The following is a 22,125-nucleotide window of genomic DNA, read 5'->3' as shown; positions in this document are numbered from 1 at the left end:
GCATCCACAACTCCCAGCCCGGGCCGCTGGACTGTCGAACGCAACAGCAAACCCCGACCTCCGCAAAGCGGAAGCCGGGGTTCGACTAAGACACATCAGGTCTCGAACCTGTGGAGCTAAGGGGACTCGAACCCCTGACCCCCACACTGCCAGTGTGGTGCGCTACCAGCTGCGCCATAGCCCCGTGTTCACTTGTGCGCACCGGATCGTTTGCCTCTCCGAGTGCGCTAGCTAAGTTACCGCACGCGCATCACCCGGCCAAATCGGCTGGTCGGCGGCACTTGCCGGCCGACGCTACCCGGTGGGCTTCTGGCCCGCGATGATCTTGTCGAGCCATGCGGTGCCGTCCATGATGTTCTCCACCTGCTTGCCGGCCAGCAGGACAGTCGGGGTGGCGACCTGGCCCTCGGTGGAGTTGCTCAGCTGTTGCTTCGACGCGTCCGACATCGCCCGCGCCTCGTCGACCAGTCGTCCGGAGGCGATGCAGTCGCGCGTCGCCGCACCGGCGCCGTCGGCGGCGGCGAGGTCGGCGATCTGCTGATTCGTCGGGTCGTCTCCCGACTTCTCGAACAGCTGCGAGTGCAGCTTCCAGAAGACGTCGCGGCCGTCGTTGCGCGCGACGCACAGGACCGCACCGGCCGACCGCGAGGAGTAGTCGCCCGACCCGGAATCCTTGTCGAGGAAGTTCAGCATGTGATAGCGCACGCGAATCCTGCCGTCGACGACGGCCTGCTGGATCGCGGCGCCCGACTGCTGCTCGAACTTCTTGCAGTGCTCGCAGTGGAAATCCTCGAACACGTCGATGGTCTCCGGAGCCGTCTTCTCTCCGACGATGAACGAGGCGTTCTCGGCGAGGACCTTGTCGTCGACCGGCGGATACGTCTTGTGCGTCATCCAGATGAAGCCGCCGATCACCAGCGCTGCGACCACCAGCAGTCCGATCCCGATGAACAGATACGACGACGGGCCGGCGGACTGCGGCTGGTAGTCGGGGTTCTCGCGGGGCTTGTCACCGTTCGTCACGATGTCGACCTTAGCGGGACCCGTCCAGGATCAGCCGAGCACCGAATCGACCAGCGACTGCGCCTCCGACTGCACCTCGGCGAGATGGTCGGCGCCGCGGAACGACTCCGCGTAGATCTTGTACACGTCCTCGGTCCCCGACGGACGCGCCGCGAACCAGGCGTTCTCCGTCGTCACCTTGAGTCCCCCGATCGGCGCGCCGTTGCCCGGTGCCTCGGTGAGGATCGCGGTGATGGGCTCGCCGGCCAGCACGTCGGCGTGCACCTGGTCCGCCGACAGCGCCGCCAGCCGCGCCTTCTGCTCTCGATCGGCCGGCGCATCGATGCGCGCGTAAGCGGACTCACCGTAATTCTCAGCCAGTTCGCGGTACCGCTCCGATGGAGTGCGCCCGGTGACGGCCAGGATCTCGCAGGCGAGCAGATCCATGATGAGGCCGTCCTTGTCCGTCGACCACGGGCGGCCGGCCACCGTCAGAAACGAGGCGCCGGCACTCTCCTCACCGCCGAACGCGATGGTGCCGTCGAGCAGACCGTCGACGAAGTACTTGAATCCGACAGGCACCTCGACGAGTGTGCGACCCAGACCCGCGGCCACGCGATCGATCAGGGACGACGAGACGAGGGTCTTGCCTATGGCTGCCGCCTCGCTCCACTCCTCACGGTGAGTGAACAGGTAGTCGATCGCCACCGCCAGGTAGTGGTTCGGGTTCATCAGCCCGGCATCGGCGGTGACGATGCCGTGCCGGTCGGCGTCCGCGTCGTTGCCGGTGGCGATGTCGTACGACTCTCGCGCCGCGATCAGCGAGGCCATCGCATTGGGCGAGCTGCAGTCCATCCGGATCTTGCCGTCGGTGTCGAGCGTCATGAAACCGAACGCCGGGTCGGTCTTCGGGTTCACCACGGTCATCGAGTCGAGACGGTAGTAGTCCTTGATCTCGCCCCAGTAGGCCACCGATGCCCCGCCGAGTGGGTCGGCGCCGATCCGGACGTCGGCGGCGCGGATCGCGTCCATGTCGACCACCTCGTCGAGCGCCGTGACGTACTCGCCCAGGAAGGGGTAGTCGATCACCCGCTCCGACCGCCGCGCTCGCTCGAAGGGCACCCGCCGGACGCCCGACAGCCCGTCCGCCAGCAGTTCGTTCGCCCGGGCCGCGATCGCCGAGGTGATGTCGGTGTCGGCCGGTCCGCCGCTGGGCGGGTTGTACTTGAATCCGCCGTCGGCGGGCGGGTTGTGCGACGGCGTGACGACGATCCCGTCGGCCACCGCCCCGAGTTCCTCCGAGTTGAACCGCAGGATGGCGCGCGACACCGCGGGCGTCGGCGTGAACTCGTCACCGTCGGCGGTGAACACGGTGACCTCGTTGCCGACGAGCACCTCCAGCGCCGACCGCCACGCGGGCATCGACAGCGCGTGCGTGTCGAAGCCGATGAACACCGGCCCCGTGACACCCGCCTTCCGCCGGTGTTCGACGATGGCCTGCGTCATCGCCAGCACGTGCGCCTCGTTGAACGCGCCGTCCAGACTCGATCCGCGATGCCCGGACGTGCCGAAGACCACTCGCTGGTCGGGGTTCGCGGGATCGGGGGTGATGTCGTAGTAGGCGCGTTCGACGGCTGCCACGTCGATGAGGTCGTCTGCGGTCGCGGGCGTTCCTGCTCTCGGGTGTGCCATGCCGTCGATTCTGCCACCGGTTTCTCCGGATAGTCTGGGCGAATGCTGCAGTTGGCGAACATGCTGTTGACACCGGTGCGCGCCGCCGTCCGGGATCCGGAACTGGCCGTTCTCGTGCTCCCCGGCGGAACCGATTTCAGCTACCGGCCCTTCTCCCGAGTTCAGGGCTCGGCTCTGCGGATGTACCCGTTCACCGCGTCGATCCAGATGCGTTTCGGCACGCGGGTCCGCGTCCGTCAGGCGCAGTACCGGGTCTACGGCTGGAACGGCGGACAGGCCAGCCCGATGCCCCACGCCCGGGCCGCTCTCGACCGTCTCGCGGCCGACTACCCGGGCGTCCCGATCGCCGTCATCGGCCATTCGATGGGCGGCCGGATCGCCGCGCAGTTGGGCGACGACGAGCGGGTCACCGACATCCTCGCCCTCGCGCCGTGGTGGCAGTTCGCCGACTGGCGGCAGATCCACCCCGGCGCACGGGTTCGCGCCGTGCACGGCGAGGCCGACACCGTCACGCGGGCCCGGCGCACCGCGAAAGGCATCGCCGAGCTCGCGGCCCGCGGACTCGACGCCGAATACCTCGCGGTGCCCGACGGCGGCCATCCGATGCTCGACCACATCGGGCTCTGGCAGGGCAGCGCCCTGCGGTTCGTCGCCGACGCACTGGCCGCCGACCGTCGCTCGGTCGCGGGCACGACGGCGTAACGTCGGAATCACCACCGGCGAAAGGACACCCACGTGACCGTCTCCATCGCCCGCGTCTACGACGACCCCGACGACCACCGCGTCTTCGTCGACCGACTGTGGCCGCGCGGAGTGCACAAGGACGACCCTCGCATCGGCCGCTGGCTCAAAGAGGTGGCCCCGTCGAACGATCTGCGCAAGTGGTATCACGCGCACCCCGACGAGTACGACGCGTTCTCCGCACGCTATCGAGCGGAATTGGACGAGCCGGGACCGCAGGCCGACGCGCTCGCCGAACTGGTGCGCCTCGGAACCGACGGCGACCTGGAGCTCGCGACGGCCACCAAGGACCCGTCCACCAGTCACGTCCCGACGATCGTCGCGGCGCTCGCCGACCACGGCGTCCGCTGAGCGAGCGCTGGCCCGCCGAGTCTGGCCGGACCGTCAGTTCGTCAGCATCCCACCGTCCACGGGCAGCGTGAGACCCGAGATGTAACTGCTGGCGTCCGACGCGAGGAAGACCAGGGCGGAGTCGAGTTCCCCCGGATTCCCGATCCGGCCGAACAGCGTGCGCGGAACCACGTACTCGTCCAGGACGCCCGCGGCGAACTCGCCGGTCATCTCCGACTCGAAGTAACCCGGCGCCAGCGCGTTCACCCGGATGCCCTTGCGGGGAGTCCACTGTTGCGCGAGGTCGCGGGTGAGACCGATGACCGCGGACTTGCTGGCCGAGTACGCGGCCTGCGGCATCAGCACCGAGGTGAGTCCCAGCACGCTCGCGAGGTTGACGATCGAACTGCCCGGCCGCATCACCCGCGCACACGCCTGGGCCATCCAGTACGAGCCGTTGACGTTGATCTCCATCACCCGGCGGAAGTCCTCGGGCTTCTCACGCAGCGCCGGCGCGGACCAGCCGACGCCGGCATTGTTGACGAGCACATCGACGCGCCCGAACTCGGCCATCGCCGCGTCGACCGCGGCGGTGCACTGCTCGGGGTCGGAGACGTCGGTGGTGACGGCGAGCGCACGCCGTCCCACGCCCTCGATCGCAGCCTCGGTGTCGGCGAGGCGGTCCGCGCGCCGCGCGGCCAGGACCACGTCGGCGCCGACGTCGGCGAGCGCCTTCGCGAAGCCGACGCCGAGTCCGCTGGACGCGCCGGTCACGAGGGCGACCCTGCCGTCGAGACGGAAGGTGTCGAGGATTGTCGACATGGCTGTGATCTCCTTGCTCTCAGGTGATTTCGTTCGGGTCGTCGGATAGCAGCCCGACGCCGAGAATGGCGGCACAGGCCTGCGACGCCTTCGCCGCGTCCGGCTCGCGACCGGTGATGAGGTTGGTGTAGACGAACGTCTCGGTGATGCGGACGAGGATGAGTGCCAGATCGTCGATCGGCAGCGGCGAGGACATCTCCCCCGCATCGATCTCCGCCTGCACCAGTTCGCGGATCTTTCCGACGATGCGCGGCTGGACGCCACCGGCGTGCGTGGTCATCAGTCGGAGCGCCCGCTCGGGCTCCCGTCGCAGAAACGTTCCGAAATGCACCGAGCCGTTGACGATGGCGGCGAACTCCCCCATCGTTCTCGCGATCTTCTCCGCTCCGCGGCCAGGTGCGCGCCGCGCGGCGGCGGCGATCGTCGGCTCGGTGATCGACCAGATGACCTCGGCCAACAAGCCGTCGCGCCCACCCCATCGACGGTAGAGTGTGGTCCGGTTCACACCCACCGTCTGAGCCAGTTCCCCGACCTCGATCCCGCCGTCCGCGATGAAGACCTCACGCGCCGCGTCGAGGACGACCTCCGGATCGATCACCGTCAATCTCCCGCCTCTGCATCATTCGAACGAAATGATGCATAATTTGACTGTAGTTCGGGGAACAATCGATCACGAGAGTGAACCGATTCACATCATCGACATTCCGGTGGCACTGCGCGTGCGAACAGCGTGAAGGAGACAGCACATGGTCCAGACGACGATGCAGCACGGAGATCTGTTGATCTCGGGGTTGGTCGAGTACAGCCGTCGAGTGTTCCCCGAGGCGAAGGTGATCACCTGGACCGGAGAGGGCACCCGTGAGGCCTCGTTCGCCGACATCGGCGACCAGGGCGCACAGATCGCCAACGCGCTGACCAAGCTGGGCGTCGCCAGGGGCGATCGGGTCGCGACCTTCATGTGGAACAACACCGAGCATCAGGCGCTGTACGCGGGCGTGCCGTCGATGGGCGCCGTTCTGCACACCCTGAACCTGCGACTCTCGCCCGAGCAGGCCGTATTCATCATCAATCACGCCGACGACAAGGTGATCTTCGTCGACGCGTCCGTCGCGCCGATGCTGTCGCAGTATCTGACCGGCACACCCAATGTGAAGCACGTCGTCGTGGCGAACGGCCCCGTCGAGTCGCTGACCGCACCCGAAGGCGTCACCGTGCACGCCTACGACGATTTGATCGCCGGCGAGCCGACGACCTACGACTGGCCGAAGCTCGACGAAACCGACGCCGCCGTCATGTGTTACACCTCGGGTACCACCGGCGACCCGAAGGGAGTCGTCTACTCGCACCGCAGCATCTACCTGCATTCGCTCCTCGGGACGTCGACGAGCGGCATGGGTCTGTCGAATCACGACACGATGCTCGCGATCGTCCCGATGTTCCACGTCATGTCGTGGGGGCTGCCGTACGCGGCGATGATGGCCGGCGCGACCCTGGTGATGCCCGACCGCTTCCTGCAGCCGGAGCCGCTGCTGGCGATGATGGCCGAGACCCGCCCGACGCTCGCCGCCGCGGTGCCGACCATCTGGCAGGGTGTGTCGGCACTGCTCGATGCGAAGCCGCAGGACATCACCCACCTGCGCGAGGTGGTCGTCGGCGGTGCGGCGGTCCCGCCGTCGATGATCACCAAGTTCGACGGTTACGGCGTCAAGATCGTGCACGCCTGGGGCATGACCGAGACCTCCCCGCTGGGGACCATCTCCCGGCCCCCGGCCGGCGTCGAGGACGAGGACGCCGCCTTCGCCTATCGGGTCACCCAGGGCCGCTTCCCCGCTCCGGTCGCCGCACGGATCGTCGGCGACGACGGCCAGGAGCAGCCCTGGGACGGCGAGGCTCGCGGTGAACTGGAGGTGTCCGGCCCGTGGATCACCGGCTCGTACTACCAGCCCGACGGCAACGTCGCCGATCCGTCGAAGTTCGACGACGGCTGGCTGCGCACCGGCGACGTCGCGACCATCACACCCGACGGGTACATGACGATCGTCGACCGCGCCAAGGACATCATCAAGACCGGAGGCGAGTGGATCTCGTCGGTGGAACTGGAGAACGTGATCGCGTCGAATCCGGCGGTCGTGGAAGCGACCGTCATCGGCGTCCCGGACGCCAAGTGGGACGAGCGGCCGTTCGTGCTCGCGGTGGTCCGCGATGAGGCGGACGCCGACGTGGAGGCGCACCGTAAGTTCCTCGAGGACCGCATCCCGCGCTGGCAGATCCCCGAGCGGTGGTCGTTCGTCACCGAGGTGCCCAAGACCTCGGTCGGCAAGTTCGACAAGAAGCGCGTCCGTCAGCACTACGCCGACGGCGACTACACGGTGCTCGGCGAACCCGACGCGTAGACGCCGCCCGCAGGCCACCCGCTCTCGAAGGCCCGACCGTCCACGCGACGGTCGGGCCTTCGAGTGCGCGGCGACCTCCGTCTAGACTCGCCTGAGTGAGCCGCAGGAAGAAGCTGGCGTTGGCGGCGCTCGGCACGATCGCAGCGCTCGTCCTCGGCGGTACCGTGTGGATCCTGGTGGCGGGCGATTTCGCGATCCACGAGGAACGGGTCACGATCGAAGGTCCCCGCGGCGAACTGCACGCGGTGCTCGCGACGCCTGTCAACAGCGAGGGACCGCACGGGCTCGTGGTGTTCGTCCACGGTGACGGGCCGGCGAACGCCAGTCGCGACGACACCTACAAGCCGCTCTGGGACGCGTACGCGAAGGCCGGATTCGCAACGCTGTCGTGGGACAAACCGGGGGTCGGCGGCGCGCCCGGAGACTGGCTCGACCAATCGATGCACGACCGTGAGACGGAGGTCGAGGCCGCTGTCTCGTGGGCCTACACGCGCCCCGACATCGATACCACCCGCATCGGCGTCTGGGGCGACGGACAGGCCGGATGGGTGGTGCCCGAGGTGCTCGCGGCGCGCAATGACGTGCGATTCGCCGTCCTGGTGGGGCCGGCGGTCAACTGGCTCCGGCAGCACGAGTTCGCGCTGCGGTCCGACTTGTCCGCACACGGCGCCCCGGCTCCGGAGGCGTCGGCGGAACTGGCACGCCGGGCCCAGCGGGTGCGCCTGTTGGAAGAGGGTGCCGGGTACGCCGCGTACCGGCGTTCCGGGATCGATCCGGAGCCGATGACCCCCGCGCAGTGGGGCTTCGCCGAACGCAACCTCCGGTCGGATGCGACGGCGTCCCTGCCGGGCATCGCAGTTCCGCTCCTATTGGTGCTCGGGGGCGACGACCGCACCGTCGACGTGGACGAGACCGAGTCCGTCTACCGCCGCACCGTCCGGCCGGATCTGCTGACCGTGAAGCGGTTCGACGACGCCACTCACAGCATCACGCGGGAGGGAATCGAGTACCGAGACGATTTCCGTGTCGCGGCACGCACCAGGTTCGCGCCGTCTTCGGTGTACGCACCGGGCTATTTGGACGCGCTGCGCGTCTTCGCGAAACGGCATTCGCAATGACCACGTAAAGTGGGGATGTAAGCCTCGAATCCCCTTAGAAAGGCGAGATACCTATGGACGCAGCACTGTGGACGGCAATCGTTGAGCATCCTCACGTGTTCGAGCTTCTGAAGACCGTCTTCTCCGGCGTTCAGTAAGCGCCCCTCCGATTCGACGAAGTGCCCCGCCCACGGCGGGGCACTTCGCTTCTCCGGGTCAGGGCAGATCCGCTTTCGCCGCCCGCAGGAACTCGCCGCTCACCTGCACCGCGGGCGCCGAGCTGTCACCGCCGACGACGAGGGTCGCGAAGGCGAGGTCGCCGTCGATGCCGGCGAACCAGCCGTGCGAGTGGGTGTTGTCGCCGTACTCGGCCGTCCCCGTCTTGCCTCCGAGCCCCGGAATGTCGCGCAAGGCGGTCGCCGTGCCGGAACTGACGGTTTCGCGCATCATCGTCCGGAGTGCGGCGGCCGCCGACGCCGAGATCTCCGACGGCCGCGCACTCTCCCCGGTGGCGCGTCCCTGGATCAACGTGGGCGTGACGGTGTGACGCGCGGCGAGGCTCGCTTCCGCGAGCGCCATGCCGAACGGCGAGGCGGTGACCGTGCCCTGCCCGATCCCGTTCTCGACCTTCGCCGCAGTGGTCTTCGCTGCGGGGACCGCGCCTGTCACGGTGGTGAGCCCGGGGATCGTGTAGTCGACGCCGAGCCCGAGCGAGCGCGCGGTGTCGGTGAGCGCGGTATCGGACAACTCGGCCGACAGCGCCGCCATCGTCGTATTGCACGAGCGCGAGAACGCGGTGTGCAGCGGCACGGCACCGAGATCGAACTCGTTCTCGTTCGGAATGACGCGATCGCCGATCCGCTTCTTTCCGGGACACGGCAGTATCGCATCGGGCTTCGTGACGCCGGCATCGAGTGCGGCCAGCGTGGTGACCGTCTTGAACGTGGAGCCCGGCGGGTACAGACCGCTCAACGCCACCGGCCCCTGCCGGTCGGCTCCCTCGTTCTGCGCCACCGCCAGGATCCCTCCGGTCGACGGCCGGATCGCGACCAGCATCGTCGGGCGACGCGAAGTGGCGACCGCGGCATTCGCCGCACGCTGGAGGGCGACGTCGAGAGTGGTCTCCACCCGCTCGGGAGTCCGGCCGTCGAATGTCTTCACGCGCCCGATCGGGTTCCCCTCGGCGTCGGCGATCGCCACGGTGGCGCCGGCCGCCGCGTCGATCGATTTCCGCCACTGCTCCTCGAGGCCGGCGACCGCGGGAGAGCGCAGGTCCTTCGACGCGGTGAGCAGGCGTCCCTCCTTGCGGACTGTGACGCCGGGAATGGAAGCGAGGTCCCCGGCCTTCTTCGCGTCCGCGGCGCGCAGTGTCACGATCGTGGTCGGTTCCTTCTTTCCTTTGACGTCTGCGCGCACGGATGCTGCGGTGACCGTCGGCGCCACCGGCCGCAGTCGCGCGGCGAGTGCCTCCGCAGACCCGGACCGATCCGGGGCGAGCGAGACCACCGTGACCTCCTGCCAGGTGAGGAGGTCGCGACCGGACCGGTCGACGACCGGGACGTCGTAGGTCTTGTCATCGCTGTAGAGCAGACGAGCGCCGTGCTTGAGGTCTCGATGAATCAGCTGCGGCGTCCAGCGGACTTTGCCGCCCGTCTCCGCGACCGATGTGGTGTAGTCGACGGTCCGGCCGTGCGGCAGCGACCACGACCAGTTCAGTTCGTCGTCGTCCTCGCCGCCGACACTCACGTGAACCCTGGCCTCGCCCATCCCGTCGAAGCTGGCTGTGAACGCCTTCTCGGCCGACGCCGGATCGTCGGTCACCGAGGCGGCGGCGGTCATGTCGCGGCCGTTCAGCGCGTCCGCCAGCCGCTGAGCCGGCGACGGGTCACTTCCGCACGCTGTAGCGAGCGCGACGAGCAGGATGAGGACGACGCCCACGGCGATTCTGCGCATCTCTCAAGTCAACCGAGACACGGGCCGGCAGAGCAACTCACGAGCAGCCACCGGCACTGTCTTCTCGACCACACCGTCGCCGACCTGCAAGAACACGACGTCCCCGTCAGGCGGATCCTCCGCCGGTCGAGTCCGCTCCTCGTCCGGCCTGCGCCGCGGCCCCGGCCCGATTCCCATACGCACCGAGCTGTGTACCGAGACCGCGAACAGCCACGGCGGTCAGTATCAGGGCGAATACCGACAGCGACGAGAGTTGCACTGCGCCTGCGGCCCCAGTCCGGTGGTAGAGAGCCCACAGGACCAGTACACCTCCGACGACCGGCGCCGCGACCGCGATCACGCCGACGAGCAGACGGCGACTGAGCACGGCCTGCACCACTCCCGCATCCACCGTGACTGCCAGTGCGATCAGCGAGATCAGCATCAGCGCATTCGGTGCGGCGGTGTCGACGTTCCTCGTCGCGATCGCATCGGTGAGCGGCGTGTACGCGGTCCATCCACCGCCGACCCGCAGGAAGCCGACGAAATCGCGCGATGTCCCGGCGACCGGCTCTCCCATCTCTCCCACGAGACGAGCGACGACGAATACCCACCAGCTCGCGGTCCCGATCCACTTCGTGATCTGCATCAACGCAGCCTAGCGATCTGCCGGATATGAGCTGCCGGATATGAGTAAGGCCCCCGGTCGGTGACGACCGGGGGCCTTACCTCGTGGAGCCGCCGGGAATTGAACCCGGGTCCTCCGTCACTTCAGTGGGGCTTCTCCGTGTGCAGTCCGCTGTGTCTCTACTCGGATCTCCCGGTCTCGCGAACAAGCCGGGATGACGATCCCAGTCGCTGTTGGATGTCCTGCCGACGCCCGCGACCGGCGGCGACAGTGAGTTCCCTAGCTGATGCCGGCATCCGGTTCCGGGAACTTAGAACCGGGCCGACAGACTAGCCTCGCTGATCAGGCAGCGAGAGCGTAGTCGCGCTGATTGGAATCGGCGCTTAATTGGTTGCTGCGACGCTTACGGTGGTCTCTAGCCTGCACCGACACGCTTCCCCCACCTCGATGCACGTAGTCGAAACCGATCGGCCCCGAGGGGGTGCCCTCCAGATTTTGGCGGACACCTAATCATAACCAACGGAGACGACAGAATCATCCCGGTATTCGTCGCGACGTCATTCGGGTCGCTCAGCCGATCCGCAGCAGTGCCGCGTCGCCCGCTCCTACCCGAATGGTGAGTTCCCCGTCCTCGGCCTTGATGCGGCGTCCGGACCAGACCTCACGCGCCAGAACCACGTCGTCGTCGGCCAGGCCGAGATCGGCGATCGGGATCGACATGTCGCGGCCGACGGGTCCGGTGTTGGTGAACGACACCAGCAGTCCCCGCTCACCGATCGCCCGCGAGTACGTCTCGGGATCGCCGTTCACCTCGGCGCCCGGTGCCGCACGGCGATCGCGGACCAACTCACCGATCTCCGGGTTCCGGAGCATCTCGACCGTGCCACGGGGCACGGCGGGCAGATCTCCGGTCACCACCAGGGGCTCGGCCCTCATCACCCGCCGCGTCACCGCCGTCCGGAGCCCGGACGGAGTAGCGGCCGCGGCGTCGACGGCCGTGCGTCGCTGCGCGGACGGGAGCGGATGCATGTGCAGTCCGAGCGAGGCCAGATCGGCGCGAACGCCCGAGTCGGCGTCGATCCGGGCGCGGTCCTCGTCATGGCAATCGATGAACAACTCGCGGAACCCCACGTCGCGCAGACCGGTGCGCACCAGGGCGTCCGCTTGAGCCCGCACCCGATCTGGCGCGCACGAATGGTCGGCGACGAGCCAGCCCACCTCGGGAACCGCTTGCGCCTGCGGTGCCCGGTCGGCGCAGCCCGCGGCCGTGAGCGCCGCGACCACAAGCGTCAGCGCGATGCCGGAGAGTCTGCGCGGAACCGCCAACCGCTACATTCCCTTGACGCGCCGGCCGAGAGTCCGCTCCACCTCGCGTTTGGCGGTCCGCTCGGCGATGTCGCGGCGCTTGTCGTGCGCCTGCTTGCCCTTGGCGAGCGCCAGCTCCACCTTTGCGTAACCGTCGGAGAAGTACATCGACAGTGGAACCAGCGTCAGATTTCCGTCGCGCAGCTTGCCGATGAGCCCGTCGATCTCACGACGGTGCATCAGCAATTTGCGCTTGCGTCGGGGGGCGTGGTTGGTCCAGGTGCCGCTGCCGTATTCGGCGATGTGCACGGCGTTGAGCCATACCTCGCCGTCGTCGATCGTCGCGAAGGCGTCGACCAGTGACGCCTTGCCCTCGCGCAGCGCCTTGACCTCGGTCCCCTGGAGAACCATCCCCGCCTCGAAGGTCTCGAGAATCGTGTAGTTGTGCCGAGCCTTCCGGTTCGTCGCGATCACCGACTTACCCTTATCCCTGGGCACGGCAGACCTCCGAATTCTTCATGTAGTCGTCATTCACGGACATAGACGCGCAAGGTGCCGTACGCGGTGACGCCGGCGAGCACGATGCCCGACAACAGCAGCCACGGCGACACGAACCACACGTCCGCCGACGTGATGCGCGCCAGGATGTTCACACCGTAGAGGTCTTCGAGCGCTTTGTCGAAGAAGAATATCTTCGCCAGGAACAGCCCGCCGATGGCGAGCAGCGCTCCGACCACCGCGGCGATCACCGCCTCCAGCAGGAAGGGCAGTTGGGTGTACCACCTGGTGGCGCCGACCAGCCGCATGATCGACACCTCCGTCCGTCTCGTATACGCCGCGATCTGCACGGTGTTGACGATCAGCAGGATCGCGGCCACGGCCAGGACCGCGGCGATGGCGAAGGCCGCGTTGCGCGCCCCGTCGAGCACGCTGAAGATACGTTTGACCAGGTCACGTTGATCGAGGACTCCGTCGACACCTTCGGCCCGCGAGTACTTGTCGAGCACCGCGCCGAAGCGGTCGGGATCGGCCATCCGCACGCGAAGCGCTCCCTGGTACGCCTCCTTGCGGATGAAGTCGGCCAGCTCGGGCGAGTCCTTCTCCCACGACTCCTTGGCCGTCTTGTACGCCTGCTCCTGGCTGATGAACGTCACCGACGCCACTCCCGGCTCCGACTCCAGGTCGGTGCGCAGTGTGGTGCACGGAGCCTCGAGGCAGTTCGGATCCTTCGCGGTGACCGCGTCGTTGATGAAGAACTGCATCTCGACGCGGTCGAGGAAGATCTTCTGGCTCTTGTTGGCCATCTGGATCACGAGCAGACCACCGCCGAGCATGCCGAGGGTGATCGCCGTGGTGAGCACCATCGCGACGGTCATGGTGATGTTGCGGCGGAAGCCGTTGAAGACCTCGCCGAAGATGAAGTTCAAGCGCATGTGATGCCTTTGGTTTCCCGCCTGTGGAAGGTCAAGTGTCAGCCGATGCCGTAGACGCCGTGCTCGTCGTTGCGCACCAGGGTCCCATTGTCGAACTCCACCACGCGGCGCCGCATCGCGTCGACGATGTGGCGGTCGTGAGTGGCCATGACGACGGTGGTGCCGCCGCGATTGACACGGTCGAGAACCTCGACGATCTCCTCGCTGGTCTCCGGGTCGAGGTTTCCGGTGGGCTCGTCGGCCAGGAGCAGGGCCGGACGATTGACGATGGCTCGCGCGATCGCCACCCGTTGCATCTCACCACCGGACAGCTCGTGCGGCATCCGGTCCGACTTGCCCGAGAGACCCACGTACTCCAGGGTCTCGGGCACCGCCTCCCGGATCGTGGACGCGGGCTTGCCGATCACTTCGAGCGCGAAGGCCACGTTGTCGGCCACCGTCTTCTGCTGCAGCAGGCGGAAGTCCTGAAAGACGCAGCCGATGGACTGACGGAGCTTCGGGACCTCCCGGCTGCGGAGCTTGTTCACGTGGAAATCCCCCACGTACACGTCGCCGGACGTCGGCTTGTCCTCCTTGAGCAGCAGCCGGAAGAAGGTCGACTTACCGGAACCCGACGGACCGATCAGGAAGGCGAATTCCCCCTTCTCGACCTCCAGCGACAGATCGTCCAGCGCGGGGCGAGAAGACGCTGCGTACTGCATCGTCACATTCGTCAGCTTGATCACGGTAGCCAAGTGTACTGACCGGTCAGGACTACTCGCCCGCACTGGCTCCGGGCTGGGAGGTCGGCTGCACGGTTCCATTCGGCGCCTGCGGCAGTTGCTGCTGCTGTTGCTCCCCGGCCGGCGTGCTCGGCGTGGCCCGCCCGGTCTGACGGCCGGTGCCCTCGGTGCCCCGTCCGGTCTCCGTGGTGGGAGTCTCGGTCTGCGTCGGTTCGGTCGACGACTCGACGGTCGAGGACGTGGGGGTCTGCGAGGTGTAGCTGGGCTGCGACGTCGTCGGCTCGACAGGCTGCTGCACCTGCGTGCCCTGCGGGACCCTCGGCTCGGTGGCGTAGTGCTCGGAACTGAACCCGTAGAAGCCGAGCAGCGCGAACCATATGAGGATCAGGACGACGGTGGTCGTCCGAATGCGCGTGTGATAGACGTGCCGCATGCGCCGCGCGAGTTTCACGATCGCCGACGGCTCGGGAGCTGCGGCGGCCTCGGCGACGGTCGTGTGAGCGGCGGTGTCGGCCGGCCGTTCCTCAGTGCTCATCGCTCACCCCGCCTCCGGTCTGGGCGGCCTCGTCCCCGGCGGTCTTGACCGCCGACTGCTGCTGCACCGATTGGACGAAGATCCCGTGGCGCGCGAGGCCGTAGATGATGTCGCCGCGCAGCGCGCGGCCGATCTCGAACTGCTGGCCGGGAAGCGTCCGCGCCACCATCCGGACGGTCGCCGAGTCGAGTTCGAGGTTGGTGATGCCCAGCGGGGTCGGCGCGTCGAGCAGCAACCGGTTCCACCGCGGGTTGTCGTAGAACGTCTGTCCCACCTCGCGCAGGACCGTGTTGACCTCGTTGATGTCGGCGTCGAGCGGCACCGGCACGTCGACCACCGACCGTGCCCAGTCCTTCGACAGGTTCGCGGCCTTGATCATCTGACCGTTCGGCACGATGAGCAGTTCGCCGTCCGTGTTCCGGAGTCGGGTGACGCGGAGCGTCACATCCTCGACGGTGCCCTCGGCTTCGAGGCCGCCGGTCACCGAGAGGTTGACGACGTCGCCGTAGCCGTACTGATGCTCGGCGATGATGAAGAAGCCGGCCAGCAGATCCTGCACCACGCGCTGCGCGCCGAAGCCCAGCGCCGCACCGACCACCGCGCTCAGCCCCACGAGGCTGCTCTTCGCGACCCACATCCCCAGGATGTGCATCGTGACCGCGGCAACGGTGAGCGCTACCAACGTCCAGGTCACGACGTCCACCAGTGCCCGCCGGTGCTTCATGTCCTCGGACTGCACGATGTCGTCGCTGGACTCGAACTGCCGCAGCACCCGCTTGCTGTACCGGCCGGCACCCCATCGGAAGAACCGGATGACCAGGATCCCGCCGATGATCCAAAGCAGGATGCCGACGAAGTCGACTGCGAGCCACTTCTCCCAGGACTGCAGCCAGCTCGGCAGCCCGAGCCGATCTACCAGGTAGGTGGGAACGGAATCGATACGATCACTCGCCTTCGTTCATCCGCCAGCGGATGCCCGCTTCGATGAACTGATCGAGATCACCGTCGAGCACCGCAGACGGGTTGTTGCTTTCCACGTTCGTTCGCAGGTCCTTCACCATCTGGTAGGGGTGAAGCACGTACGAGCGCATCTGATTGCCCCAGCTGGCGCCGGTGTCGCTCTTGAGCGCGTCCATCTGCGCACGCTCCTCCAGACGCTTGCGTTCGAGGAGTTTGGCCTGCAGCACGCGCATCGCGGCGACCTTGTTCTGCAGCTGGCTCTTCTCATTCTGACATGTCACGACGATGCCCGTCGGGACGTGCGTCAGCCGCACCGCGGAGTCGGTGGTGTTGACCGACTGTCCGCCCGGGCCGGACGAGCGGTACACGTCCACCCGCACGTCGTTCTCGTCGATGTCGATGTGGTCGGTGGTCTCGACCACCGGCAACACCTCGACCTCGGCGAACGAGGTCTGCCTGCGGCCCTGGTTGTCGAACGGACTGATCCGCACCAGGCGGTGGGTGCCCTGCTCCACCGACAGCGTTCCGTACATGTACGGCGCCTTGACGGCGAAGGTCGCGGACTTGAGGCCCGCTTCCTCCGCGTACGAGGTGTCGTACACCTCGACCGGATGCCCGTGCTGCTCGGCCCACCGGATGTACATGCGCATCAGCATCTGCGCCCAGTCCGCCGCATCCACTCCGCCCGCACCGGAGCGGATGTTCACCAGCGCCTCGCGGGGGTCGTACTCGCCCGCGAGCATGGTCTTGACCTCCATGGCCTCGATGTCGCGGCGCAGGTCCGCTCGCTCGGTCTCCGCGTCCTCGAGAGCCGCGACGGCCGAGTCGCCCTCCTCCGCCTCCGCGAGCTCGTACAGCACCGGGAGATCGTCGAGGCGCGACCGGAGCTCGCTGACCCGGCGGAGTTCAGACTGCGCGTGCGAGAGCTCGGAGGTGACGCTCTGCGCGTGCTCCTGGTCGTTCCACAGGTCGGGGTCGGAAGCCTGCATCTCGAGCTCGTCGATTCGGCGACGGAGCTCGTCGAGGTCCATCACCTTCTCGACGGTCGTCAGGGTGGCGTCGAGCGATTCGAGATCAGCGGAGACATCGGGGTGCACAAGGAACCAGGTTACCCTCTGGCCGCGGACGCCCGACCGCGGTCAGTCGCCGAGCACCCCGAACCGCCACGTGGAGTCGACCTTGCCGGGCCGGTACACCACGGGCATCGACGCGCCCACCGTCGGCGCGACGTCGTCGGCGCCGAGCACCTGAGTGCCGTACACCTCGGTGGGAGCGATCTGCGGGCCGATGATGGTGCCGCTGATGGTGCAGTACCGGCTCCCGTTCTTGTCGGGCTCGTTCTGCCTGCCGAGCCCGGTCACCGTGAGCGTGCCCTCCACATAGCCGGAGGCCGCGTCGACGCCGCCTCCGAACATCCGGCGCCCACGGCGCTGCATCAGCATCGCGACGAGCGACGTCGCGACGATCAGGATGAACACGACGCTGATCCACACAGGCATGGCCTGAGAGTACCGCCGGACGGCATCGGGGAGAGACGGATGTCGCACGGCCGGACGCATCGGCCGCCGGTGCTAGCCTCGGATGCCGTGGCTACCCTCTCGGACGCCGGTCACGGCGCAGATCTTCAGCTGGCACTCGATCTGGCCGATGCAGCCGACGACCTCACGCTCTCCCGCTTCGGCGCCCTCGATCTGCACGTCGACTCGAAGCCCGATCTCACCCCGGTGTCGGACGCCGACCTCGCGTGCGAACGGATGATCCGCGACCGCATCGCCCAGGCCCGACCCGCCGACGCCGTGCTCGGCGAGGAGTTCGGCGGCGACCCGCTGCTCACCGGGCGGCAATGGGTGGTGGATCCGATCGACGGCACCAAGAACTTCGTCCGCGGCGTTCCCGTCTGGGCCACGCTCATCGCCCTGCTCGTGGACGGCGTGCCGTCGGTCGGCGTGGTGAGTGCGCCTGCGTTGAACCGGCGCTGGTGGGCGGCGGCGGGCGGCGGCGCCTTCGCGTCGCTCGACGGCGGCGAGCCCAGGCCGATCTCGGTGTCGAAGGTCGACGACCTCGGCTCGGCGTCGTTGGCCTTCTCCAGCCTGTCCGGCTGGGCCGACCGCGGCATCCGCGACCGATTCATCGCGCTCACCGACAGCGTCTGGCGAGTGCGCGGCTACGGCGACTTCTTCAACTACTGCCTCGTCGCCGAGGGCGCAGTGGACATCGCCGCCGAACCGGAGGTCTCCCTGTGGGATCTCGCGGCACTCGATGTCCTGGTACGCGAGGCGGGCGGCGAGTTCACCGATCTGGGCGGCAGGCCCGGCCCGGGCGGCGGAAGCGCCGTGGCCACGAACGGTCTGCTGCAGCGGGAGACTCTGGCAGCCCTGGGGACGTGATCCTCCGCGCGTGACTCCGCGTTCGCGCCGGAATACTCCTGCGGCACAAGGAAGTCGCCGGTAGCCTCCGCGATGGAGCGACATCCCGCTCCGAGAACTGAATGCGGAGGCGCCATGAGCAACGAAGTGAAGATGATCGTCCTGTCGACCGACGATCTCGACGAATCGATCAAGTTCTACAGCGAGACGCTGGGAATGGCTCTGAAGTTCCGCGACGGCGCACACTTCGCCGCCCTCGACGGCGGCGGAGTCACCGTCGCACTCGCGACGGCCGTCGACCACCCGATCCACGGTCAGGTGGTGGTCGGAATCAAGACCGACGACGTCGACGCGGCCGCGAAGGCCGTCGAAGCGAGCGGCGGCGGCATCGTCACCCAGGCGTACAACGACGCGCACGAGCGGCGTGCGGTGGTCTACGACAACAAGGGCAACGGGCTGGTCTTCTACAGTCCGTTGCCGAAACAGTGACCACGCGGCGGTGATTCAGGCCGCGGCGGCGGTCACAGTTCGACGGGCACCCCGGACTCCAGCACGGAGAACTCGGTGCCCGTCGGCTTCATCTCGTCGATCCGCGCATTGTGAATGGCACGGCCGGCATCGGACAGGACGGCCTGGTGGATCGGGAAGGCCCGCCGCGGCGCGACCGCGCGCAGGTAGTCGACGGGCTCGCTGAGCTTGAGCCACGGCGCGGCCGCGGGCAGGGCCAGAACGTCGATCCGCTCGAATGGGATGTACAGGCTGTCGCCGGGGTGCATGAAGGCGCCGGGACGGTCGGCGGCGTCCACCACGTACGCGATGTTGTCGACCACCGGCAGATCCGGGTGGATCACGGCGTGTCTGCCGCCGGTGCCGCGGACGGTCAGCGCACCGATTCGCGTCTGCTCCCCCGCCGCCATCACCGACCACTGGCCGGCGTCCCGCTTCTCGTTCAGTTGGGCCGCGGTCTGCGGGTCGGCGTAACGGACCGCCTGCGGATTGGCGTCGACCAGCGCGGGCAGCCGCGCCGGATCCGCATGGTCGGGGTGCTGATGGGTGATGAGAATCGCGTCCAGCCCGGTCAGCGTCTCGAATCCCGACGAGAGGTTTCCGGGGTCGAAGAGCACCCGGGTGCGATCGATCTCGAGCAGTACGCAGGAGTGGCCGAAATGGGTGATGCGCATGGCTCCGACGATAGTCGTGCCGGAGGCGTGACAACCTTCTTACCGAGGAGTAAGGTAACTCCTTACTACGGAGTAAGAACTCCATCGCGACAATCCGCTTCGAGAATCTGGTGAGGAAATGACCACGAACACCGAACCCCGCGACACCTCGTCCGTCGGCACGCAGCCGCACAAGCGCACTCCGATCGGTGCGGCCATGCGCCTGCTCACGACCATCACGGGCTCCGACATCGCCGAGAAGTACCACCTGCGCGAGCCGATCAACCGGGTGGCCTTCCACGCCACCAAGACCGGATTCAAGACCCTCGGAGCGGCCAACCGCGCGTTCACCCAGGTCGCGAGCAGCGGAAAGCCGGAGCGTCCGGCCACCTCGTCGAAGGGATTCTTCAACCTCAACCCCGACGAAGAGCAGGAGATGATCGCGGAGACCGTCCGCGACTTCTCCACCGAGATCCTGCGGCCGGCGGCATACGACTCCGACAACGCCGCCACCACTCCCGAGGACATCCTGAAGCGCTCGGCGGAGCTCGGCATCACGATGATCAACGTTCCGGAGGCCTTCGACGGAGCCGCCACCGAACGCGGTGTGGTCACCAACGCGCTCGTCGCCGAGGCCATGGCGTACGGCGACATGGGACTGGCCCTCCCCCTTCTGGCGCCGAGCGGCGTCGCGACCACCCTGACCAACTTCGGCAGCGACGGCCAGCAGCGCACCTACCTTCCCGACTTCGCGGGCGAGAACGTACCGTCGTCCGCGGTCGTCATCGCCGAGCCGCGCCCGCTGTTCGACGCCTTCGACCTGCAGACCAAGGCCAAGCGCGTGCCGAGCGGGTTCCGCCTCTCCGGCGTGAAGTCGTTCGTCCCCGCGGCAGGCAGCGCGGAACTGTTCATCGTCGGCGCGCAGCTCGACGGCCGTCCGGCCCTGTTCATCGTCGAGTCCGACAGCCAGGGTCTGGTGATCGAAGCCGATCCGGGCATGGGCCTGCGCGCAGCCGGAATGGGCCGGCTGCTGCTCGACGACGTGGCCGTTCCCGCCACGGCTCTCCTCGGCGAGGTCGAGGGAGACGACGCGGCGGCCGCGTACCGCGACGTGGTGCGCCTGTCGCGCCTGGGCTGGTCGGCACTGGCCGCAGGCACCGCGAAGGCGATGCTCGACTACGTGATCCCCTACGTCAACGAGCGCGAGGCCTTCGGCGAGCCGATCTCGAACCGCCAGGCGGTGGCGTTCATGGTCGCGAACATGGCGACCGAACTCGACGGCCTGCGACTGGTGACCCTCCGCGGCGCCTCGCGTGCGGAGCAGGGTCTGTCGTTCGCCCGCGAGGCGGCGCTGGCGCGCAAGCTCACCATCGATAAGGGCCTTCAGATCGGCCTCGACGGCGTGCAGCTGCTCGGCGGCCACGGCTTCACCAAGGAGCACCCGGTGGAGCGGTGGTACCGCGACCTGCGCGGCGCGGGCATCGGCGAGGGCATCGTCGTTCTCTGACGGCGAGACGAGTTTCAGGAGTCGACATCATGGCAATCAATCTCGAACTGCCCAAGAAGCTGCAGCCCACGGTGGAGCAGGCGCGCGATGCGGCGCTGGAGATCTTCCGGCCCATCTCGCGCAAGTACGACCTCGCCGAGCACGAGTACCCGGTGGAGCTGGACACTCTGGCGAACCTCTACAACGGTCTCGCCGCCGCCGGCCAGGCCGGTGCGGGCGCCGCGGGTGGTCGCGGCGACGCCAACAAGCAGCGACCGGAGGGCTACAACGCCAACGGCGGCAACATGCAGTCGGTCCTCAACGCCATGTGGGCGTCGTACGGCGACGTGGGGCTCATGCTCTCGATCCCGTATCAGGGACTGGGCAACGCGGCCATCGCCGCTGTCGCCACCGACGAACAGATCGAGAGCTTCGGCGGCGAGGTCTGGGCGTCGATGGCCATCACCGAGCCGAGCTTCGGTTCCGACTCGGCCGCGGTGACCACCACCGCGACGCGCGACGGCGACGAGTACGTCATCAACGGCGAGAAGATCTTCGTGACCGCGGGTTCGCGCGCCACCCACATCGTGGTGTGGGCCTCGGTGGACCGTAGCCTGGGGCGCGCGGCCATCAAGAGCTTCGTCGTCCCTCGGGACAACCCGGGCGTCACCATCGTCCGGCTCGAACACAAGCTCGGCATCCGCGCGTCCGACACCGCCGTGATCCGCTTCGAGGACTGCCGGATTCCCGCCACCAACCTGCTCGGTTCGCCGGAGGTGGACGTCAAGAAGGGCTTCGGCGGGGTCATGCAGACCTTCGACAACACGCGGCCGATGGTCGCCGCGATGGCTGTCGGCGTCGCGCGCGCCGCACTCGAGGAACTCCGCAAGCTCCTCGAGGAGGCCGGCCTCGAAATCGACTACGACCGTCCGGCCGCCGACCAGCCGGCCGCGGTGGCGGAGTTCATCCGCATGGAGTCCGACTACGAGGCCGCATACCTGCTCGCGATCCGCGCCGCGTGGATGGCCGACAACAAGATGCCGAACTCGCTGGAGGCGTCGATGTCGAAGGCCAAGGCGGGCCGCACCGGCACCGACGTCACCAACAAGGCCGTCGAACTCGCGTCCACCTACGGCTACTCCGAGCGCACCCTGCTCGAGAAGTGGGCGCGCGACTCGAAGATCCTCGACATCTTCGAGGGAACGCAGCAGATTCAGCAGCTGATCATCGCCCGGCGCATTCTCGGGAAGAGCAGTGCCGAACTGAAGTGATCAGGCCGAGCCCGTAGGCTCTGCATTCCCGTCGCACGATCAGGGGCGGGGGATTCACGCCGCGGCGTCCTCATCGAGGGCTCCGAGCGAATCCCCCGCCCCTGACCCGTCCCCAGGCCGCCCCCCGCGACCCCGCCGGCCCCTCGACTAGGCACCACCCCGCCTGCTCGTCGACTAAGCACCACCCTGCAGGTCCGTCGAGTAAGCACCACCCTGCAGGACCGTCGAGTAAGCACCACCCTGCAGGACC

At 67.8% G+C, this 22,125-nt stretch carries 23 protein-coding genes, 1 tRNA gene and 1 other RNA gene; 8 read left to right on the top strand and 17 right to left on the bottom strand.

Annotated features, from left to right (window positions below; genetic code table 11):
* Positions 1-111: 111 nt before the first annotated feature.
* The 3 genes from GSI01S_RS19050 to pgm form a co-directional block, all read right to left on the bottom strand.
* Positions 112-184 (bottom strand) — tRNA-Ala (locus GSI01S_RS19050).
* A 110-nt stretch (positions 185-294) separates the two neighbouring features.
* Positions 295-1,023, bottom strand: a complete 729-nt coding sequence (locus tag GSI01S_RS19045; RefSeq protein ID WP_006898302.1) for a DsbA family protein — start codon at positions 1,021-1,023, stop codon at positions 295-297.
* A 30-nt stretch (positions 1,024-1,053) separates the two neighbouring features.
* Positions 1,054-2,694 (bottom strand): phosphoglucomutase (alpha-D-glucose-1,6-bisphosphate-dependent), encoded by a 1,641-nt coding sequence (gene pgm, locus GSI01S_RS19040; RefSeq protein ID WP_006898301.1) that lies wholly within the window; start codon positions 2,692-2,694, stop codon positions 1,054-1,056.
* Positions 2,695-2,736: 42 nt separating this feature from the next.
* Between pgm and GSI01S_RS19035 the strand changes: the two genes are divergently transcribed.
* The gene (locus GSI01S_RS19035; protein WP_006898300.1) at positions 2,737-3,396 is read left to right on the top strand and encodes an alpha/beta hydrolase; all 660 of its coding nucleotides are present in this window, start codon (positions 2,737-2,739) and stop codon (positions 3,394-3,396) included.
* Positions 3,397-3,429: 33 nt separating this feature from the next.
* A complete protein-coding gene (locus tag GSI01S_RS19030) occupies positions 3,430-3,786 on the top strand; it encodes a DUF488 domain-containing protein (protein ID WP_006898299.1) in 357 nt (118 codons plus the stop codon).
* 33 nt (positions 3,787-3,819) lie between these two features.
* Here the strand turns inward: GSI01S_RS19030 and GSI01S_RS19025 are convergent, their stop codons facing one another.
* Entirely contained in the window at positions 3,820-4,587 is a 768-nt protein-coding gene (locus tag GSI01S_RS19025) for an SDR family NAD(P)-dependent oxidoreductase (RefSeq protein WP_006898297.1), read from the bottom strand.
* 19 nt (positions 4,588-4,606) lie between these two features.
* Positions 4,607-5,185, bottom strand: a complete 579-nt coding sequence (locus tag GSI01S_RS19020; RefSeq protein WP_006898296.1) for a TetR/AcrR family transcriptional regulator — start codon at positions 5,183-5,185, stop codon at positions 4,607-4,609.
* Positions 5,186-5,333: 148 nt separating this feature from the next.
* Here GSI01S_RS19020 and GSI01S_RS19015 point away from each other — a divergent pair, with 148 nt between their 5' ends.
* Both GSI01S_RS19015 and GSI01S_RS19010 read left to right on the top strand, forming a co-directional pair.
* Positions 5,334-6,980, top strand: coding sequence for a long-chain fatty acid--CoA ligase (locus tag GSI01S_RS19015; protein ID WP_006898295.1), 1,647 nt, complete (start codon positions 5,334-5,336; stop codon positions 6,978-6,980).
* 95 nt (positions 6,981-7,075) lie between these two features.
* Positions 7,076-8,098 carry an alpha/beta hydrolase family protein gene (locus GSI01S_RS19010; RefSeq protein ID WP_101841539.1) on the top strand — a complete coding sequence of 341 codons (1,023 nt, stop codon included), beginning with the start codon at positions 7,076-7,078 and terminating at the stop codon, positions 8,096-8,098.
* Positions 8,099-8,293: 195 nt separating this feature from the next.
* On the opposite strand, the gene GSI01S_RS19005 is transcribed toward GSI01S_RS19010, so the two are convergent.
* From GSI01S_RS19005 to GSI01S_RS18960, 11 genes are all read right to left on the bottom strand, one after another.
* Positions 8,294-10,030 (bottom strand): penicillin-binding transpeptidase domain-containing protein, encoded by a 1,737-nt coding sequence (locus GSI01S_RS19005; RefSeq protein ID WP_006898293.1) that lies wholly within the window; start codon positions 10,028-10,030, stop codon positions 8,294-8,296.
* 106 nt (positions 10,031-10,136) lie between these two features.
* Complete coding sequence (locus GSI01S_RS19000; protein WP_006898292.1) at positions 10,137-10,658, bottom strand: hypothetical protein; 522 nt, start codon at positions 10,656-10,658, stop codon at positions 10,137-10,139.
* 81 nt (positions 10,659-10,739) lie between these two features.
* Positions 10,740-11,112: a transfer-messenger RNA gene (gene ssrA / locus GSI01S_RS19935) on the bottom strand.
* A gap of 95 nt (positions 11,113-11,207) precedes the next feature.
* On the bottom strand, positions 11,208-11,963 hold the full coding sequence (locus GSI01S_RS18995; protein ID WP_006898291.1) for an alpha-amylase family protein: 756 nt from the start codon (positions 11,961-11,963) through the stop codon (positions 11,208-11,210).
* A gap of 3 nt (positions 11,964-11,966) precedes the next feature.
* Positions 11,967-12,440 carry an SsrA-binding protein SmpB gene (gene smpB / locus GSI01S_RS18990; RefSeq protein ID WP_006898290.1) on the bottom strand — a complete coding sequence of 158 codons (474 nt, stop codon included), beginning with the start codon at positions 12,438-12,440 and terminating at the stop codon, positions 11,967-11,969.
* 29 nt (positions 12,441-12,469) lie between these two features.
* Positions 12,470-13,375, bottom strand: a complete 906-nt coding sequence (ftsX, locus tag GSI01S_RS18985) for a permease-like cell division protein FtsX (protein WP_006898289.1) — start codon at positions 13,373-13,375, stop codon at positions 12,470-12,472.
* 38 nt (positions 13,376-13,413) lie between these two features.
* Complete coding sequence (ftsE, locus tag GSI01S_RS18980) at positions 13,414-14,100, bottom strand: cell division ATP-binding protein FtsE (RefSeq protein WP_006898288.1); 687 nt, start codon at positions 14,098-14,100, stop codon at positions 13,414-13,416.
* 28 nt (positions 14,101-14,128) lie between these two features.
* Complete coding sequence (locus GSI01S_RS19660; protein WP_006898287.1) at positions 14,129-14,632, bottom strand: Rv3103c transmembrane domain-containing protein; 504 nt, start codon at positions 14,630-14,632, stop codon at positions 14,129-14,131.
* A complete protein-coding gene (locus GSI01S_RS18970; protein WP_045538593.1) occupies positions 14,622-15,551 on the bottom strand; it encodes a mechanosensitive ion channel family protein in 930 nt (309 codons plus the stop codon). Before GSI01S_RS18970 ends, GSI01S_RS19660 begins: the two co-directional genes overlap by 11 nt.
* Before the next feature lie 25 nt (positions 15,552-15,576).
* Entirely contained in the window at positions 15,577-16,689 is a 1,113-nt protein-coding gene (gene prfB / locus GSI01S_RS18965) for a peptide chain release factor 2 (RefSeq protein ID WP_006898285.1), read from the bottom strand.
* Positions 16,690-16,731: 42 nt separating this feature from the next.
* Positions 16,732-17,091, bottom strand: coding sequence for a hypothetical protein (locus tag GSI01S_RS18960; RefSeq protein WP_051999706.1), 360 nt, complete (start codon positions 17,089-17,091; stop codon positions 16,732-16,734).
* 87 nt (positions 17,092-17,178) lie between these two features.
* Here GSI01S_RS18960 and hisN point away from each other — a divergent pair, with 87 nt between their 5' ends.
* Positions 17,179-17,979 carry a histidinol-phosphatase gene (hisN, locus tag GSI01S_RS18955; RefSeq protein WP_006898283.1) on the top strand — a complete coding sequence of 267 codons (801 nt, stop codon included), beginning with the start codon at positions 17,179-17,181 and terminating at the stop codon, positions 17,977-17,979.
* 114 nt (positions 17,980-18,093) lie between these two features.
* Complete coding sequence (locus tag GSI01S_RS18950) at positions 18,094-18,447, top strand: VOC family protein (protein ID WP_006898282.1); 354 nt, start codon at positions 18,094-18,096, stop codon at positions 18,445-18,447.
* A 32-nt stretch (positions 18,448-18,479) separates the two neighbouring features.
* Here GSI01S_RS18950 and GSI01S_RS18945 read toward each other — a convergent pair whose 3' ends face one another.
* Positions 18,480-19,139, bottom strand: a complete 660-nt coding sequence (locus GSI01S_RS18945) for an MBL fold metallo-hydrolase (RefSeq protein WP_006898281.1) — start codon at positions 19,137-19,139, stop codon at positions 18,480-18,482.
* Positions 19,140-19,257: 118 nt separating this feature from the next.
* Between GSI01S_RS18945 and GSI01S_RS18940 the strand changes: the two genes are divergently transcribed.
* The gene (locus tag GSI01S_RS18940) at positions 19,258-20,625 is read left to right on the top strand and encodes an acyl-CoA dehydrogenase family protein (RefSeq protein WP_006898280.1); all 1,368 of its coding nucleotides are present in this window, start codon (positions 19,258-19,260) and stop codon (positions 20,623-20,625) included.
* Positions 20,626-20,654: 29 nt separating this feature from the next.
* Positions 20,655-21,875 carry an acyl-CoA dehydrogenase family protein gene (locus tag GSI01S_RS18935; protein ID WP_006898279.1) on the top strand — a complete coding sequence of 407 codons (1,221 nt, stop codon included), beginning with the start codon at positions 20,655-20,657 and terminating at the stop codon, positions 21,873-21,875.
* The last annotated feature ends 250 nt before the right edge of the window (positions 21,876-22,125 follow it).

It is taken from the genome of Gordonia sihwensis NBRC 108236 (assembly GCF_000333035.1).
GTDB lineage: Bacteria > Actinomycetota > Actinomycetes > Mycobacteriales > Mycobacteriaceae > Gordonia > Gordonia sihwensis.
This window is presented reverse-complemented; position numbering and strand designations above follow the sequence as displayed.

Coding starts and splice junctions, on each gene's coding strand:
- GSI01S_RS19660 (WP_006898287.1), bottom strand. CDS start 14,632: ATGAGCACTGAGGAACGGCCGGCCGACACCGCCGCTCACACGACCGTC.
- GSI01S_RS18940 (WP_006898280.1), top strand. CDS start 19,258: ATGACCACGAACACCGAACCCCGCGACACCTCGTCCGTCGGCACGCAG.
- GSI01S_RS18945 (WP_006898281.1), bottom strand. CDS start 19,139: ATGCGCATCACCCATTTCGGCCACTCCTGCGTACTGCTCGAGATCGAT.
- GSI01S_RS19005 (WP_006898293.1), bottom strand. CDS start 10,030: ATGCGCAGAATCGCCGTGGGCGTCGTCCTCATCCTGCTCGTCGCGCTC.
- GSI01S_RS18950 (WP_006898282.1), top strand. CDS start 18,094: ATGAGCAACGAAGTGAAGATGATCGTCCTGTCGACCGACGATCTCGAC.
- pgm (WP_006898301.1), bottom strand. CDS start 2,694: ATGGCACACCCGAGAGCAGGAACGCCCGCGACCGCAGACGACCTCATC.
- GSI01S_RS19000 (WP_006898292.1), bottom strand. CDS start 10,658: ATGCAGATCACGAAGTGGATCGGGACCGCGAGCTGGTGGGTATTCGTC.
- GSI01S_RS18935 (WP_006898279.1), top strand. CDS start 20,655: ATGGCAATCAATCTCGAACTGCCCAAGAAGCTGCAGCCCACGGTGGAG.
- ftsX (WP_006898289.1), bottom strand. CDS start 13,375: ATGCGCTTGAACTTCATCTTCGGCGAGGTCTTCAACGGCTTCCGCCGC.
- GSI01S_RS19035 (WP_006898300.1), top strand. CDS start 2,737: ATGCTGCAGTTGGCGAACATGCTGTTGACACCGGTGCGCGCCGCCGTC.
- GSI01S_RS18960 (WP_051999706.1), bottom strand. CDS start 17,091: ATGCCTGTGTGGATCAGCGTCGTGTTCATCCTGATCGTCGCGACGTCG.
- GSI01S_RS19025 (WP_006898297.1), bottom strand. CDS start 4,587: ATGTCGACAATCCTCGACACCTTCCGTCTCGACGGCAGGGTCGCCCTC.
- GSI01S_RS19015 (WP_006898295.1), top strand. CDS start 5,334: ATGGTCCAGACGACGATGCAGCACGGAGATCTGTTGATCTCGGGGTTG.